16 protein-coding genes are annotated in these 15,761 nt (G+C 43.5%); 9 read left to right on the top strand and 7 right to left on the bottom strand.

Translation table 11 applies throughout. From position 1 onward, the window contains the following. Nucleotides 1-170 precede the first annotated feature (170 nt). Complete coding sequence (locus tag ACR64G_RS05915; protein ID WP_435980576.1) at nt 171-1,082, top strand: LysR family transcriptional regulator; 912 nt, start codon at nt 171-173, stop codon at nt 1,080-1,082. A gap of 173 nt (nt 1,083-1,255) precedes the next feature. Here the strand turns inward: ACR64G_RS05915 and ACR64G_RS05910 are convergent, their stop codons facing one another. Continuing rightward, the gene (locus tag ACR64G_RS05910) at nt 1,256-2,428 is read right to left on the bottom strand and encodes an MFS transporter (protein ID WP_435980575.1); all 1,173 of its coding nucleotides are present in this window, start codon (nt 2,426-2,428) and stop codon (nt 1,256-1,258) included. Nucleotides 2,429-2,584: 156 nt separating this feature from the next. Here ACR64G_RS05910 and ACR64G_RS05905 point away from each other — a divergent pair, with 156 nt between their 5' ends. Beyond that, complete coding sequence (locus ACR64G_RS05905) at nt 2,585-3,952, top strand: PLP-dependent aminotransferase family protein (protein ID WP_435980574.1); 1,368 nt, start codon at nt 2,585-2,587, stop codon at nt 3,950-3,952. 411 nt (nt 3,953-4,363) lie between these two features. On the opposite strand, the gene ACR64G_RS05900 is transcribed toward ACR64G_RS05905, so the two are convergent. After that, on the bottom strand, nt 4,364-4,519 hold the full coding sequence (locus ACR64G_RS05900; protein WP_435980573.1) for a transposase: 156 nt from the start codon (nt 4,517-4,519) through the stop codon (nt 4,364-4,366). A gap of 334 nt (nt 4,520-4,853) precedes the next feature. Beyond that, nucleotides 4,854-5,765 carry a LysR family transcriptional regulator gene (locus ACR64G_RS05895; protein ID WP_435980572.1) on the bottom strand — a complete coding sequence of 304 codons (912 nt, stop codon included), beginning with the start codon at nt 5,763-5,765 and terminating at the stop codon, nt 4,854-4,856. Between the two features lie 139 nt (nt 5,766-5,904). Here ACR64G_RS05895 and ACR64G_RS05890 point away from each other — a divergent pair, with 139 nt between their 5' ends. Both ACR64G_RS05890 and ACR64G_RS05885 read left to right on the top strand, forming a co-directional pair. Continuing rightward, on the top strand, nt 5,905-7,185 hold the full coding sequence (locus ACR64G_RS05890) for an SGNH/GDSL hydrolase family protein (RefSeq protein ID WP_435980656.1): 1,281 nt from the start codon (nt 5,905-5,907) through the stop codon (nt 7,183-7,185). A gap of 3 nt (nt 7,186-7,188) precedes the next feature. Further along, nucleotides 7,189-8,292, top strand: a complete 1,104-nt coding sequence (locus tag ACR64G_RS05885; RefSeq protein ID WP_435980571.1) for an alkene reductase — start codon at nt 7,189-7,191, stop codon at nt 8,290-8,292. A 230-nt stretch (nt 8,293-8,522) separates the two neighbouring features. Here ACR64G_RS05885 and ACR64G_RS05880 read toward each other — a convergent pair whose 3' ends face one another. Next, the gene (locus ACR64G_RS05880; RefSeq protein ID WP_435980570.1) at nt 8,523-8,657 is read right to left on the bottom strand and encodes a transposase; all 135 of its coding nucleotides are present in this window, start codon (nt 8,655-8,657) and stop codon (nt 8,523-8,525) included. Nucleotides 8,658-8,964: 307 nt separating this feature from the next. Further along, nucleotides 8,965-10,365, bottom strand: coding sequence for a PLP-dependent aminotransferase family protein (locus ACR64G_RS05875; protein WP_435980569.1), 1,401 nt, complete (start codon nt 10,363-10,365; stop codon nt 8,965-8,967). A 140-nt stretch (nt 10,366-10,505) separates the two neighbouring features. Here ACR64G_RS05875 and ACR64G_RS05870 point away from each other — a divergent pair, with 140 nt between their 5' ends. Together ACR64G_RS05870 and ACR64G_RS05865 are read left to right on the top strand one after the other, a co-directional pair. Continuing rightward, nucleotides 10,506-11,210, top strand: coding sequence for a LysE family translocator (locus ACR64G_RS05870; protein ID WP_435980568.1), 705 nt, complete (start codon nt 10,506-10,508; stop codon nt 11,208-11,210). Nucleotides 11,211-11,267: 57 nt separating this feature from the next. After that, complete coding sequence (locus ACR64G_RS05865) at nt 11,268-12,173, top strand: EamA family transporter (RefSeq protein WP_435980567.1); 906 nt, start codon at nt 11,268-11,270, stop codon at nt 12,171-12,173. A gap of 179 nt (nt 12,174-12,352) precedes the next feature. On the opposite strand, the gene ACR64G_RS05860 is transcribed toward ACR64G_RS05865, so the two are convergent. Continuing rightward, nucleotides 12,353-13,078 (bottom strand): DJ-1/PfpI family protein, encoded by a 726-nt coding sequence (locus tag ACR64G_RS05860; protein ID WP_435980566.1) that lies wholly within the window; start codon nt 13,076-13,078, stop codon nt 12,353-12,355. Between the two features lie 63 nt (nt 13,079-13,141). Then, the gene (locus ACR64G_RS05855) at nt 13,142-13,783 is read right to left on the bottom strand and encodes an FMN-binding negative transcriptional regulator (protein ID WP_435980565.1); all 642 of its coding nucleotides are present in this window, start codon (nt 13,781-13,783) and stop codon (nt 13,142-13,144) included. Nucleotides 13,784-13,938: 155 nt separating this feature from the next. Between ACR64G_RS05855 and ACR64G_RS05850 the strand changes: the two genes are divergently transcribed. The 3 genes from ACR64G_RS05850 to ACR64G_RS05840 are packed head-to-tail and all read left to right on the top strand — an operon-like array spanning nt 13,939 to nt 15,649. After that, entirely contained in the window at nt 13,939-14,247 is a 309-nt protein-coding gene (locus ACR64G_RS05850) for a winged helix-turn-helix domain-containing protein (RefSeq protein WP_435980564.1), read from the top strand. Continuing rightward, on the top strand, nt 14,248-15,345 hold the full coding sequence (locus tag ACR64G_RS05845; RefSeq protein ID WP_435980563.1) for a PLP-dependent aminotransferase family protein: 1,098 nt from the start codon (nt 14,248-14,250) through the stop codon (nt 15,343-15,345). It abuts the gene before it with no gap. Between the two features lie 40 nt (nt 15,346-15,385). Then, nucleotides 15,386-15,649, top strand: coding sequence for a hypothetical protein (locus ACR64G_RS05840; RefSeq protein WP_435980562.1), 264 nt, complete (start codon nt 15,386-15,388; stop codon nt 15,647-15,649). Nucleotides 15,650-15,761: the final 112 nt, after the last annotated feature.

Genomic DNA, 15,761 nt, shown 5'->3' with positions numbered 1-15,761 from the left:
TCTCCTTTGCATTATTATATAGGCCAGTACCTTAGAATCAGTCTAATCCAAACCTTACATAAACAATAGACGACAGAAAACCAGCTACTGTGCAATAATGCACAATAGCTTGTGTTACAACGACAGAGGTAGGCATGTCTCGGATACTAGATATAAGGAGAGTTAGAACAATGGATTGGCATGATTTAGCATATTTCGTTTGCTTAGTAGAACAACAAACCCTAACGGCTTGTGCAGAGCAGTTGGACGTGCAGCATAGCACTGTGTCTCGACGTATTGCACGCCTTGAACAAGTCCTGTCTTTAACTTTGTTCGAGCGTTTGGGAAAGCGTTATATTCTTACTCAAGAAGGTAAGCTCTTATACGCGCAAGCTGCTGAGGTACAAAAAGAAATTATCACCTTCAAACGTATGGCGATTGACCAAAACGCGATGCAAGGTAGCGTTGTCATCTCTGCGCCGCCAGTGTTGGCTAACGAAGTATTAATAGCTAAGCTATCCGCTTTTCGTAAGCGCTACCCTGATATCGTGCTACATCTACGCGGCGATGTTCATTTTAGTGACTTGCATCGCAAAGAAGCTGATATTGCTCTACGCCTAAGCCGGCCCACCCAAGAAGACTTACTGATCCGTGCGATATCTCACGTCAAATATGGTTTTTTTGCCCATAAAGACTATATTGAGTGCACGCCAGCCAAGCAGTGGCAACTCATTGAGTTTCACGCTAATGCACGTTTACTACATTGGTCACAAAACCTAATACAACAGCATCACTACCCCATTATTTTTAGTAGTAACGACTTGTACGTAACCTATAGTAGCGTGTATCAACAATTGGGTATTGCTATCTTGCCTTACTTTTTAGCAGCTAACAATCCAGATTTACTGCCGATTAATCCTATTAACAGAGTAGTAATAACAGAACACGAAATAGCACCTGATAAGAATCCTACCAATCAGGATAAGAATACGATACCTTTGAGCCAATCGCAGCCTCTATACGTCGTTATGCATCCTGATGTCCGCCGCTCTGCAAGAGTGAGCGCAGTCGCAGAGTGGTTGGGCGAAGTGTTTGGTAGATAGAAAGTAACTTTTTAAGTCGAGACTAATTTGATATATTTTCTTCGAAAGTCAATTCTCATTGAGTCTTATTACAGCTATTTCAAGAACTAATAGTCACTCACGCCAGATATCTAACAGAAAATTCAACTCTATAAAAGCTATTCTTACCAACATAACTTTCTATGAATTAATATCTACAAATTTTTTGGTTCAAACCTCGCTTGATTTACTTGCAAAATAGACCCACTTGCAAATAATATTAACGCGCCAAGCAGTAAAAACAACCCAAAAGCGTAAAATGCAACAGCAGCGCCATAGCGATCAACGATTAAACCAGTAAAAATTACCGGCACACTAAATCCCATATAAGCCATTAGAAAATAACCCGCACTAGCGCGAGCTTGCTCTTTTCCGGCTGATCTTGTCACCCCTGATAACCCTCCCAAATAGACAAAACCATAGCAACTACTGCTCGCTGCAAAAGCGGCCAAAAGAATAGCTGGCAGGTTCGCATGTAGCGCACCCCAAGCGAGCAAGGTATAAGCTGGCAGTAAAATCATAATACCCAGCTTGCTTGATACTTTCGGATCAAGCTTTCGAGCTATGGGCTGAAATAATAATCCGCAGCTGATGGCGAGCATAGAAGATATACCTGCATATTTTGCGAGCCCATGCGTGGCTAGTACTGATGGAATGATAGACAATACCAGTCCTGTGGTTGCCCAGCATATTAAGATACCGCCGCCATACCATATGACCTCGCGATTAAAATAAGGCAGCTTTAACATCGATACCTTATTTAATTGCTTAGGCGACGTTTCTGGTAGTTGCCAAACTAGGAACATGGATAAAAACGCGCATGCCAGTAATATAAAAAAGCTAGCAGGTTGCGACGACTCATAAGCCAATAACGATACTGTGGTCAGCGCAGGTCCAAGGCCAAAGCCTATCGTCGTACTGGCAGTGACCCAAGTCGTTGCATGTGCCGTATCGGATGAGCCAATCAGCTCAATCATATAAGCGGTAGCCGTCGCTGCCATTAAGGCCGTGCCCACACCAAGCAACAGTCGCGCTACTGCTAACGCTCGCGTATAAGGGTAGAACATCATCAGAGCAGTTGCGGCTATCGATAGACCTAATGAGATTAAAATCGTCTTTTTTCTTCCAATTTTATCGGAGAGTCCACCAAAAGCCAACAACACGGGTATGACGCCTAGGACATATAAAGAGAAGGCTATGGTGGTTGCCAATACGCCGTAACCATCGTTTTGTGCGTAAATCGCGTAGAGCGGTCCTTGGATATTGACGCTGGTTGTAATTACACATAGTGCAAACGCCAAATACTTATTGTTTCTTGTCGCCGTCATATTGAATCGCTTTGCTGAAAATCTTATTGATTTGAGTCAATGATTAAAACAAAAGTGCCTTAGGTTATCTATATACAATCCAGTACAATTACGCATAACTGTTTGGTGCATAGAACCCATACAGCGTAAAACCCTATAATAAGAAAGGTAGTTTAAGTGACTAAAATAGAGCTTGTAATAACTGATATTAAAGAGAAGATAGCAACAGTCACCTATACCTCAGGCACGCGCTTGCCCTCCGTACGGGCAGCGGCTGCAAGCTATGGCTTTTCTCCATCAACGATAGTTGAAGCCTATGAGCGTTTGCAAACAGAAGGCATCATCTATTCGCGTCCAGGAGCCGGATTTTATATGGCTGAGACGACAGCGCCTCTAACGTTGACAGATATAGGCCCTAATCTTGATCGAGAAGTAGATCCGCTATGGGTCTCACGACAAGCGCTAGAACCGTCTGATAATGCCCTAAAACCGGGCTGCGGTTGGCTACCGCCAGACTGGTTATTTGAAGAAGGTATGCGCCGTGGTTTGAGGCAAGCAGCCAAGGCTGATATTACGGTTATCAGTGAATACGCAACCCCGCTAGGGTTACTGGAATTACGTCAATTACTGACACGACGTATGGCAGGACTAGATATCAGTGCTGAGCCTTCGCAAGTAATATTGACAGAATCAGGTACACAAGCGATAGATTTGATCTTGCGCTTTTTACTAACACCGGGTGATACAGTGATCGTTGACGACCCTTGCTACTTTAATTTTCGAGCGCTACTCCGCGCCCACCGAGTCAAAGTCATAGGCGTATCCTATACACCAACTGGTCCAGATGTGGATGCCTTTGCAGCCGTTATAAAGGAACACAAACCTCGCCTATATATTACCAATGCCGCTATCCATAATCCAACAGGTGCAACCTTATCGCCAGCTACTGCCTACCGCGTCTTACAATTGGCTCAGGCATCTGGTTTATATATTATCGAAGACGATATTTTTGCTGATTTCGAAGTCAAACCTGCGCCACGGCTTGCGGCATTAGACAGCTTATCTAATGTGTTTTACATCGGGAGTTTTTCTAAAACTTTATCGGCATCCTTGCGCTGCGGTTATATAGCCGCGCCGAACCAGTGGGTTGAGAGTTTGCTTGACTTGAAAATAGCGACTGGTTTCGGCGGCGGCCAGCTGGCAGCAGCAGTTGTATTATCAGCGTTAACGGATAGCGGTTATCGCAAACATATGAGTGCGATTCATAAGCGCTTAGCCGACGCTCGTGTACAAACAATATCTAGATTAGCTAGGCTGGGTATTGAACCTTGGCTGACACCGCAAGCAGGTATGTTTCTTTGGTGCCGCTTGCCAGATAATAATAGCGCTACTGGTATAGCCAAGCGCTGTCTGTCTCAAGGCGTGGTCTTGGCCCCAGGTAATGCCTTTAGCCAATCAAAGAGTGCTGAGAGCTTTATGCGCTTTAATGTGGCGCAAATGAGTCATCCAAAAATATTCGAGGTATTGGTAGAGTCATTAGATTAACTCAGGAAATAGTCGAATTAACTATTAACTTTTAGTTTGGTTCTATATCCTACATAGTTTAATTTTTGTATCAAAAATATTGTTATACTGAGTCACCTATAAAGATGGCATTGGTATTATGATAAAGCCTAATTTTGAACTCATGGCAGAATATGACGCTCTGATGAATATAGTAGTAACTGCTTCTGACCGCATCAAACAACTCACATAGTTTGCGCTTGTTCAATTGTTTGTCCTGCTCTGCAAGCTTACTTATTAGTAGTAGCCTTCTAGACTGTCCGATGCCAACAGAGCTGAAGCCTTTTTTAGTATGTTACGCTTAATGGTCAACTGCTTAACTTACTTGCGAAGCGCTTGTAGCTCTCGTTGTTCATCAGTGAGTGCACTCCCTTGAATTGGCGTAACCCCTTGCTACTCTAGTCGATACTTGCCAACCCAGCTATCTAAGGTGGAAGTACCGATGCCTAGTGACTCTGCTACTTCTACAATCTTAAGCTTGTGATCTGACATTAAACTGACGGCTTCTAATTTAAATTCTCGGGTGTATTCTCGGCGTTTGGCAGGCATACTAGTTGTTCTCTTTCAGTTAGTACAACCTCTTATATAGTACAACCTCTTATAAGCTGTCCAATTTAATTATGCCACTACAGTCTGAGACTCTAGCCACTTCCTTGGCGGTGATACTGCAGGGATATCCATTATCTGAGAAAATCTCATTCCTAATTCTTGAGTTCTTCTGGTTTTATAATCGAAAATCTGACATAGAAGCAGCGTAGAAAACCTTGGATTTGGTATTTATAAATTAAGTCTGAAACAATAACACACTGCATCTGACTGTTTTCCTATTGGCGACTAACAGTAGTACATAATGTTTGATTCTAGAGTAATCATGCCAATTGCATCAACGTATACCGATATCAACTCGCTCGACTAAGAAATCTAGAAAAGCACGAACACGCAATGGTAGGTAATCACCTTGTCCAACGTACACGGCATGTACCTCCTCTAGATCACCCGGATTGCAATCTTCAAGCACTGGCAGGAGTCTACCAGCGGTAATATCCTCGCGTACCTGAAAACAGGCCAAGCGCGCCAACCCTAAGCCTGCCAGTGCCAGATGGCGCAATGCTTCGCCATCACTGGCTTGAGTATTGCCAGTAACCGGTAACACTATACTTTCATCATCTTGTAGCAATGGCCAACCTTGCTGAGTACGTACATAGTTTGAACCCAGTCTATTATGTTCCAGCAGCTCCTGTGGCGTAGAAGGTGTGCCATAGCGTTCTAGATAAAGGGGTGCGCCAACAATTATCTTTGGTGTAGCACCCAATTTGCTTGCAATTAGGTTCGAGCTTTTCAACGGACCTGCTCTCAGAGCTACGTCGGTACGCTGCTCCAAAATATCAATAACTTCATCAGTGAGCACAATGTCTAGCGTCACGTCAGGATGGCAATCCAAGAATTCCGGAATAAGTGGCAGCAAAAAATGATGACCGAAAGGTACGTTTGCGTTTACTCGTAGCCGACCACGCGGAATAGTATTCGCACTGGCACAGCGCTCTGCTTCGTCCAAATCAGCCAGTACGCGCACACCACGCTCATAAAAAACACAGCCCTCGGGAGTCAGTTGAAACTGTCGAGTGGAGCGATTTAGTAGTCGTACTCCGAGACGCTGTTCCATGCGCGATATCAATTTGCTTACAGCGGATGGCGTCATTGCGCAAGCGCGGGCAGCGGCAGAAAACCCGCCCAGTTCAACCACCTGCACAAGTACTTCTAACTCACCAGACCTATTAACCTTTGAGCGCGCCATAGCTACCTCCTTTGTGAACTCAAATCATAAATGATTGTCCAGTAGGTAGTCTACTCTCTTTTAGCTATTAGGTTTACCATTAGCTATTCTATAAGAACTGGATATTATTGATATGCAAAACCTTGTCGAAACGTCTGCTATGGCAATATTGAGCCTCGCGTTTACAATTGGGGCACCACTTTTTACAACTCATGCTCTCGCTGCGACGCCCAATTGGGTGGCGACATGGGAAGCTAGTCCTCAATCGGTATGGGGATCGGATTTTCTGTTTCCTACTAACGTTCCGGCCGTACTGCATGATCAGACCATACGGCAGGTGTCGCAAGTGAGCCTAGGCGGGCCGCGCATGCGTATCGTGTTATCCAATGTTTATGGTGAGCAATCGCTAACTGTGGGCAAAGCCACGGTTGCACTGCCGAAGACGAGCGACACTGTCGTTGCTGATAGTTTGCGTAGTGTGACGTTCGGTGGCCGCGACACCGCGACAATTCTCCCTGGCGCATCACTGGTCAGTGATCCTATTGCGTTATCCATTCCTGCGCTAGGAAAAGTGGCAGTCAGTCTGTATTTACCAAAAGAGACGCCGCTGACCACGTTCCACTGGGACGGTCGTCAGACCAGCTGGATCGTATCTGGTGACCAGACTATGACTCCGAAACTGAAAACAGGTCAAAAGTCGGCGCAGAGCACTACAGCACGACCACTATTATCAGGCATTCAAGTTGAGGCTGTTGAAACGGCGCACACTGTCGTGGTGCTTGGTGACTCTATAACCGATGGTGCTACTGCCAGCTTGGATAAGAATAATCGCTGGCCTGATTATTTGGCCGCTCGACTAGCACCACATGGAGTAGCTGTCGTAAATGCAGGTATTTCCGGTGGACGCTTACTTTCCGATGGTATGGGTGTCAATGCATTGGCACGGCTGGAGCGCGATGTGCTGGCTCAGCCCGGAGTGCAGAGCGTTATCGTAATGCTAGGAATCAACGATATCGCTTGGCCTGGTACAGCATTTGCTCCAACAAGCTCCCGGCCGACATTGGAGGAAATGACGGCGGGTTACCGCCAATTAGTTGAACAGGCGCATAGCCGTGGCGTGCGCGTAATTGGTACAACGCTGACGCCATTCGAAGGTGCTCTGCCAGGAACACCTTTAAGTGACTATTATCACCCTGATAAGGACGCTTTGCGTCAGCAAGTAAACGACTGGGTTCGCAATAGTGGTGTGTTCGATGATGTGATCGACTTCGATGCAGTACTGCGTGACTCCGAGCATCCTACTCGCATAGCAGCGCCCTTCGATTCTGGCGATCGGCTACATCCTAGCGATAACGGTAATCATGCGATGGCTGCAGCTGTCGATCTTAAGATGTTGGGTGTCCTACCTAATGCCACACTGATAAATTTACAGGAGCGTTAAGTCATGCTGTTCACACCTTATAAGATAGGCGATTTGGCATTACCCAATCGCATTATTATGCCTCCGATGACCCGAGCGCGCGCAGCTAATGGTAATGTCCCTACTGAACTAATGGCTGAATATTATGCTCAAAGAGCCTCAGCAGGTCTGATCATAACAGAAGGCACGCAGATCAGCCAACAAGCTCAAGGTTATGCGTGGACACCTGGTATCCATAGCACTGAACAGGTGGTTGGTTGGCGCAGCGTGACCCATGCTGTACATGAAGCGAATGGTCGTATTTTTATGCAATTGCAACATGTAGGACGGGTCTCTCACTTCTCATTACAACCGAATGGTGGAGCGCCAGTCTCATCTTCGCCGTTGGTTGCTAAAGGCGTCAAAGTTTTCATTGACCCTGAAAATAAAGGACCACAAGAAGGCATTGGAGAGATGGTGCAGCATTCAGAGCCACGAGCCCTATCAGAAGTTGAGATTGTACAAGTCATACAAGATTTTGCCAGTGCAACGCGAAATGCATTAGAAGCTGGCTTTGATGGTGTTGAAATACATGCAGCAAGTTACCTTATTAATCAGTTTATTGATTCTCAAGAAAACACACGCACTGATAAATACGGTGGATCACTCTCCAATCGTCTACGTTTCTTACGTGAAGTAGTCGAAGCTGTAGTTGGTGTGGCTGGACGCAAGCGTGTTGGTGTGCGCCTTGCGCCTCTAACTACTTTACAAGGTGCTGTAGATGACACTCCTCAAGCTACCTACCTAGCAGCAGCTAACATGCTAGATGATATCAGTGTGACCTACATTCATATTGCTGAGGCTGATTGGGAAGATGCGCCTAAAATGCCAGCAACCTTTAAAGAAGCAATGCGTATGATCTATCATGGCACATTGATCTATTCAGGAAAATACACCAAGGAGCGGGCTGAGGTCGCATTGCGACACAACTGGGCTGACTTGATTGGGTTTGGACGTCCGTTCGTAGCCAATCCAGACTTACCAGAGAGACTGCGTTATAACTCGCTGCTTAATGAACCCAATACCGATCAGTTTTTTGGTGGTGGTGCTAAAGGTTATACTGACTATCCGAAGCAATCAAAGCCATAAAACTTGAGTTTATCCATTGTTATACTTTTCAAAGAAAAATATAGTCTTGCCAATAATAATAGTCACAGTTTTAACCTAACTCAAACTACTGATGTATGATTTATACTTGGCTCGTTTTTGTCGATTTTATAGTGGATTAGCATTACTAATAGCAGCTTTCGCTAATTTTATCTAAACTTAGATTAATAATGTGACTATATAGTGACTAGAAATACTAGGCTTGGTTGATATTATAAATAGTAAAAGGTTGATGTACCCATCCTTAGAGACTTCGCCACTTCTACAATCTTAAACTTGTGATCTGACATTAAACTGACGGCTTCTAATTTAAATTCTCGGGTGTATTCTCTACGTTTGGTAGGCATACTTATTGAACAATATTAGATGCTTCAAAAGTTAAGTTTGAATAGATACTATCAGGACAATGAATAGCTTTTTTGCTAAAACTACAATGGCCACACAGTTTTTCCATCAAAGGTCTTGAGACACCATCAAGTATATAGTTGTAACAAACCAATTTTATTAACCCTATTTTGCATAAAAACGATTTTAAGAATAGTTTTAGATAGCTGTGAAGTTGTCATACTCGTCACCGTATATAGTGTCGTTAGTAGACTTCATGTTGCAACTACGATTGATAATTTGAATTCAGCAAAGACATACTTTTATATTTTACCGTTCTAAATACCCTCCTAACCAAACCAAAAACTCATCGCTAGTTGTTGATACATTGAGTCGCAAATGTGTCGAAGCACTAGCGTCTGGATAGAACAATTGCCCCGGTGCGACCAGCCAACCCTCCTTATAGGCATCTAGTGCCAGCTGACTCGTATCCTGCCCCGTGTCTACCCAAACGAACAGTCCCGCCTGCGTATGCTCAGGATAAATGAGCTCTATCTTTGGTAGCGCCTTTCGCATTCTTTCATGAGCGCTATATAAATGTTGCTGTACTTTTTTAATCTGACGGCGATACTCACCATGCGTCCACAAATGATGACATACCCGTTCGCCAAACTCGGGCGTATTCAAGTTACTCAGGGTTTTGATCCGAAGCACATCATCGATATAGTTATCAGGACAGACCAGCATACCGACGCGCCAGCCTGACGACATTGACTTTGAAAATCCTGTCGCATAAAACACCCGGTCGAACTGGTCAAGAGTCGCGTAACGCAGCACTTGACCACCCGGTACAAAGGCGGCGTACAAATCATCTTCAAAAATATAAGCGTCATACTCGTGAATAAGATTGATGACTTGATGCGCGCGGGCAGGATGCAGATTATAGGAGGTCGGATTGTGTAGCACACTATTGGTCAAATAGAGCTTAGGATGATGCGCCGCGAATAGCTTCTGCATCTGATCAATGTTAGGACCCTGATGGTCGCGTTCTACAGAGACGACATTTAGACCTTGTTGTTGCAGGCAGCTTGATAGCCAGTACCAGCCCGGCCCATCAACGACCACCGTGTCACCCGCTTGGGTAAGTAATTGCGCGACCATGGTCACGGCTTGCGACACGCCAGCGGTAGTCACGATATCATCAGTATGAGTCTGCATCCCAAGCGTATGCAGATGCTGCACCAGCTGTTGACGTAGTGGCAGGTAGCCTTGCACATCGCCATAATCATAGACAAAACTATCGGCTTGCTGGGTGACTTGCCGTATCGCCCACTCCATCTTGTCGTTACGCACCCAGTCTCTAGGCAAAGTGCCAACCCCCGGCGAGCGCTCATGCGGAATATCACTGAATACCTGCTGGACTAGCCAGCGTGTGTCTATCACAGGATATTTGGCAATCGATTCTTTACTGCTACTCGATTCATTCAATCTTGCTAGTACATTGACATAATACCCTGAACTAGGTTTAGCGGTTAATACGTTAGTAGCAACCAGCTGCTCATAGGCTTGTACCACCGTAAAGCTTGATATGTCTAATAGTTTTGCTAATTTTCGCACCGAAGGCACGCGCTGATTGGGCAAATAAATTTGCCAATCAATACGCTGCTGTATCCATTCAGCAACGGCGGCGGTCTTAGTTAAATTGGGATTGAGAGTATAGGTTTCGACCATAATGAGAGATGCCTATTTTTGTGCTGAGTTTATGCATAAATGAATTGTGATGCTGAGAGTGACTATACACTTTGTTTACCATCAGCGAAACTGTATCGGGTCTGTTATGGCTATTTAAACTATAGTTGGTTTCATCGATCATGTTTAGCATTTTAGAATGGGAAAAGATGAGTATAACCGCAAGTTTTGAAGGCAGTGTAATAGCACTAGCTATCTTTATGCTAGTCAATTCCATCACGCCTGGACCCAATAATTTAATGCTACTTCATGGGAGTATTAAACGCGGATTTTGGGCGTGCCGCTTTCATATGCTTGGTATTACGCTTGGCGTCACCGTTATGCTCTGGCTAAGCTATTGGGGTATGGCAGCGCTAGTCGTCAGTTTCCCGCCCATTATGCTCATTATAAAAATATTAGGTACGCTATATTTATTATGGCTCACCTATCAGATGGCTAAAACCGACTTTATCGCTGTTGTTAATGAAGCTCTACAATACGAACAAGGTCGCAGGCGATCAAGTGAAAGCGTTATCGAAGCTAAAAAAAGCTTTGGCGAATTACCGCTTAATTTTTGGCAGGCACTACTGTTTCAATGGCTTAATCCCAAAGCGTGGACCATGACAGTAGTAGCACCAAGTCTAGCGATGTTCCATGCTGGCAGGCCTTGGTTAGATAACTACTCGCTTCTTGCAATGAGTGCTGTCATCAATATCTTATCAATCAGCTGCTGGGCGGCAGGCGGTCATTGGCTGCGAAAACTGGTGCATCTGCCGCGAGTCATGCGCGTTATTCATGCTTTGATTGTACTTATGACGCTGTATTGTGCGGTGACACTGTGGTTATAAGGCTTATTTATTTTTATTTATTTCAATAAAACTTTCTAATTATGGATAAACATAACAATGACTATAAAAGAGCATCTATTAGCGATAGCCGTGGTTCTAATCTGGGGCTTTAACTTTGTGGTCATTCGTTGGGGTGTTGAAGACGTGCATCCGATGACCATGACGCTACTGCGGTTTTTATTAACTGCTACTCCTATGGTGTTCATAGTAAAAAAGCCTGATATTGCGATGCGCTATGTCATAACCTACGGCGTACTATTCGGTACGGGCGTTTGGGGACTGGCGAATTTAGCGGTATTCTTAGGCACGCCTGCAGGTATAGCGTCCCTACTACTACAAATGAGTCCTTTTTTGACCGTTTTAGCCGCCGTTGTGGTCTTTAAAGAAACTTTGAAAACTAAGCAAGTCGTGGGCATCATCATTGCGCTATTAGGGTTCATGGCTATCTGTATTTTTAAGTCGGATAGCCTCAGTTATGTAGGTTTAGGTTTGATGCTGATGGCAGCTATCTTTTGGACGATTTGTAATATCATTATCAAAATTGCTAAGCCCAAAGACGTAGTCAGCTTTACGGTGTGGTCAAGCTTATTTGTACCTGTGCCGATATTATTACTATCGGTAGTCTATGCGCTATTTTACGGCGTTGAGTTTAATACTTTATTGCAGATGCCAAATCTTAAGGGTTGGATATCGATTGTCTTTCAAGCGCTAATAGTGACCTTATTCGGTTATGCTGTTTGGACACGTCTTATTAGTCAGCACGGTCTATCCAAAGTCACCCCTTATTCATTGCTAGTGCCAATATCGGGTTTATTTTTTGGTTGGTTGTTGTATGGTGAAGTGCTATCGATCACTGAACTTATAGGATCAGGATTGGTTTTACTGGGACTTATTCTTTTGACCGTTAACTTTACGGATAGAAAAAAGATACTTGGTAAAAGGGTTGTCAAATTAAAACCATGAAAATGATAAAATCAAACCATAACTTAAGTAATTCACTAGGTGTTTCATTTGCCCTAACGGCAGCTGCACTCAACGCCACAATAGCTATATTCAGTGTGCTACTGATGAACACTGGGCTCAAAAGTAACGATATTGCATTTTCTAAAACGATTATTGCTTTTGTCTTGCTATCAGCGTTGTTAAGCAAAACGCCAAGACGCATTCAATATCAGCAGCTTATCACTACTGAGTTTGTAGGCTCTAGTCATAAGTCTAGTAATAAAACCAGTGATAAGCGAATCATGGCAGCAGTGGCTGTTTGCGCCTTTCTCGGCATTTTTCTCCATACGTCTTGCTGTTGCTTGCATGGTTTGGCGATCTATCAACTTCTCTATGCAATATAGACTGGCATGAATACCTGCGCTTATTCCTGCTGAAGTAACTAGCTTATTGGTCTCGTCGCTGGCATCGACATAGCGAGTGTTAGAAATAACATTAATATTAGGATAGGACGCTAAATTATCTAAGTCCATCCAATGGGTCGTTGCTGACTTGCCAGCGAGTAATCCAGCTTTAGCTAGTAGCAACGCACCTGTACATAGCGAAAGCGTCAACTCTACCATCTTAAATTGACTTACAATCCAATCAATAACTACTTGATTATTGATCTCAACCTTCTCAGCGCCATAACCACCCGGAATGACTAAAACGTCAATATCAGGATGATTATCAAGGCTATAATCAGGAATAACGGTTAATCCATTTCTAGCGGATATTGGGTCTGTCTGCTCAGCGATAGTGATAACGTTAAAATGCTTATCACTGCTATCATTCTCAGCTAAAGAAAACACCTCAAAAGGTCCTGCAAAGTCTAATACTTCAACTTCATTAAATAGTAAGATACCAACAGTGCGCAGGGTTGTCATAGTGTGTCCTTGAGTTAGTTTTGTTAAATTAAACATCGCTTATTCATACCCTTATAATCAAGCTTAATCTTCATTTACCTTATCAACTAACATCGCCATCTTGCCAGCCTCAAACGTTCCAAGCTGTTTCAATCCTGCGACCACCCCTGTTCTATTTTCAACCGTTTTATTTTGACTCAGCTTAAACTGCGCTTGAACATCGGTTATATTGACACGAATACCAACGATGGCGCGACACATCGCCTGAATGTACTCTACAGGCGCATCATCAAGTGACCAAGGGTTGGGCTGGTTGGCTTCAAAGTCAGCCGTTTGCTTCGATAAAATCTCGATAAGTTGCTCAGGTGCAGTCAATAAGCTGACATTGCCGGTGATATGTATGCTTTGATAATTCCATGTTGGTACTTCTTTATGGGTTAGCGCTTTACTAGGATACCAATTAGGGCTGATATAATGTCCCGTATCTTGAAAGATAATCAGCCACGCCTTGTCGAGATTATCGCTGTTATTTAGCGCATTTACTTTGGCAATGTGACCATAAAGACAACCAAACTCACTGCCATCGTTTTGCCAATACATAGGAATGTGACTCGCTTCAAGTCCGTTGTTCGTTTGCGCAATCACCGTCGCTTGCGGTTGTTCTTTGATAAAGGCTTGTATGGTCTCAAAGTTGTTTTCTTTAAAAGCTTTGGGGGTAAACATCATAACTCCATGTCGTTTCGTGGTGTACATGGAGTAATAGTATTACCTTACGACTTGGCCGTACCGAGGCATTTTTCAAAATTACCAACAAAGTGTATAGTTAGATAGCCCGTGACAATTAAGAATATAAAATATAACTTCTAGTAAGCCGACTATCTATGAATGACACTCACTCGCTCAATCCTACTATCAGTAAAACTGCTGCTGTAGCCGAATGGATTCAGCAGCGGATTGATAGTCAAGTCTACAAACCCTACCAGAGAGTACCTTCTGTACGTAAACTAGCTACAATTTTAGATGTTTCCAGCTTTACCGTAACCCAAGCTTATGAGCAATTGGTCGCTGCTAATGTATTGACGGCTAAGCCAAATTCAGGCTATTACGTTTTACCTCAGATTATCCAAAATAGAAATTCAGATATTTTAGATAAAGAGCCTATGGTTGATACCAGCTGGCTCGTACAGTAAATGTTTAGCGATACTCCCAATCACCGAGCGCCGGGTTCAGGGGAGCTGCCCGTTGAATGGATTAAAAATGATAGGATGCAGTGGGCGGTCAGGCAAGTTAATCAGGATATCGATAGCTTTATTTATAACTACGGTGAGATTCAAGGCTACTTACCTCTGCGTGAGCAATTAGTCCAGTATTTGGATTTACTAGGTATTCATACCAGCGCCGATAATATTGTTACTACAACAGGAGTTTCGCAGGCTATTCTGACAGTTATTCAACTATTGCTAAACGTAGGCGACACGGTTGTAGTAGATAGTCCGGGCTGGTATTGGACATCAAGTACGCTACAGCAACAAGGCTATCAAGTAATATCAGTTGAACGTGACTACCAAGGGCCAAATTTTGAACAAATGAGACAGCTTTTAGAAGAACACCGTCCCAAGTTATACATTACTAACAGCGTGCTACACAATCCAACGTCTTATAATTTGCACCCTGCCCGCGCCCATCAAGTTTTAAACTTAATGCATGAATACGATACCTATATATTCGAAGATGATTTATACGCCGTATTTTTAGCTAATGATAAGCCGCTTAGGTATGCCAATATAGACCAGTTTGAGCGAGTATTTTATGCCACTGGTTTTTCAAAGTCGATGGCATCAGGCTGGCGCGTGGGCATGTTGGTCAGTCCTGATAAATTTATCAATCAGATAATTAAGCTTAAAACGCTTAGCAATATGACCTCACCAGAGTTTGGTGAACGTGTGGTTCATAAGCTATGGACGCAGGGAGAATATCGGCGTCAGCTCAAAAAGGTTCAGCGAAAACTCTATCTTGCCCATCAGTATATGCGTAAAGCATTATCAGTAGTAGGTCTATCCTACCCTGAACATACTAATTCAGGTATTTTCGTTTGGGTTGATACAGGAGTAGATTCTGGGCAGTTGGCGTTAGATGCTTATAAAAATGGCTGGCTTGTCGCACCAGGACAACTATTTAATCCAAAGGCGCAAGCATCAACCTATTTACGGTTGAATGTGGCAACGACTAGCGATGAGTTTCTGGAATGGTTGAATATATATTTAAACAAAGTCAATGGCTGCTTTTGAAAACTGGTTTCAAATTTTAAGATTTATTCTATAAACTCTAATGTATGCATTTTTATATAGTCAAATCTTTATAAAAAAGCAAACCCAAGACACTCAGCAGTTAGACGCCGATATTGAGAAAGATAATGAACAACTATCAAAGCTGATTGACGAGGTCAAAAAACGCAATCAAGCTCAAATTAAGCAGCATCAGCTCCCTAAAACTACTCAAAAACCAGTAGATAGTGCGCCAGATGTTCAACACGATTATGTCATCACTCCTATAACTCCTTTACTTGATGATGATACAGCTACTGTAAATTGATAGTTAATATCTGACGAGGTTTAGATACTATCAATAAAGTATGATTATATTAGGGCCTGTTTGATATTCGGTCATATCACTGACAGAGACTATTTTTATCAAAGGAGCGGCA

The organism is Psychrobacter sp. DM4, from assembly GCF_051307035.1.
GTDB lineage: Bacteria > Pseudomonadota > Gammaproteobacteria > Pseudomonadales > Moraxellaceae > Psychrobacter.
The sequence above is the reverse complement of the archived record's forward strand: the minus strand, read 5'-3'. Positions and strand labels throughout refer to the sequence as shown.

Bases quoted from the DNA above. Each gene is read 5' to 3' on its own strand.
- ACR64G_RS05915 (WP_435980576.1), top strand. From the start codon at position 171: ATGGATTGGCATGATTTAGCATATTTCGTTTGCTTAGTAGAACAACAA.
- ACR64G_RS05910 (WP_435980575.1), bottom strand. From the start codon at position 2,428: ATGACGGCGACAAGAAACAATAAGTATTTGGCGTTTGCACTATGTGTA.
- ACR64G_RS05900 (WP_435980573.1), bottom strand. From the start codon at position 4,519: ATGCCTGCCAAACGCCGAGAATACACCCGAGAATTTAAATTAGAAGCC.
- ACR64G_RS05895 (WP_435980572.1), bottom strand. From the start codon at position 5,765: ATGGCGCGCTCAAAGGTTAATAGGTCTGGTGAGTTAGAAGTACTTGTG.
- ACR64G_RS05890 (WP_435980656.1), top strand. From the start codon at position 5,905: ATGGCAATATTGAGCCTCGCGTTTACAATTGGGGCACCACTTTTTACA.
- ACR64G_RS05885 (WP_435980571.1), top strand. From the start codon at position 7,189: ATGCTGTTCACACCTTATAAGATAGGCGATTTGGCATTACCCAATCGC.
- ACR64G_RS05880 (WP_435980570.1), bottom strand. From the start codon at position 8,657: ATGCCTACCAAACGTAGAGAATACACCCGAGAATTTAAATTAGAAGCC.
- ACR64G_RS05875 (WP_435980569.1), bottom strand. From the start codon at position 10,365: ATGGTCGAAACCTATACTCTCAATCCCAATTTAACTAAGACCGCCGCC.
- ACR64G_RS05870 (WP_435980568.1), top strand. From the start codon at position 10,506: ATGTTTAGCATTTTAGAATGGGAAAAGATGAGTATAACCGCAAGTTTT.
- ACR64G_RS05865 (WP_435980567.1), top strand. From the start codon at position 11,268: ATGACTATAAAAGAGCATCTATTAGCGATAGCCGTGGTTCTAATCTGG.
- ACR64G_RS05860 (WP_435980566.1), bottom strand. From the start codon at position 13,078: ATGACAACCCTGCGCACTGTTGGTATCTTACTATTTAATGAAGTTGAA.
- ACR64G_RS05855 (WP_435980565.1), bottom strand. From the start codon at position 13,783: ATGATGTTTACCCCCAAAGCTTTTAAAGAAAACAACTTTGAGACCATA.
- ACR64G_RS05850 (WP_435980564.1), top strand. From the start codon at position 13,939: ATGAATGACACTCACTCGCTCAATCCTACTATCAGTAAAACTGCTGCT.
- ACR64G_RS05845 (WP_435980563.1), top strand. From the start codon at position 14,248: ATGTTTAGCGATACTCCCAATCACCGAGCGCCGGGTTCAGGGGAGCTG.
- ACR64G_RS05840 (WP_435980562.1), top strand. From the start codon at position 15,386: ATGTATGCATTTTTATATAGTCAAATCTTTATAAAAAAGCAAACCCAA.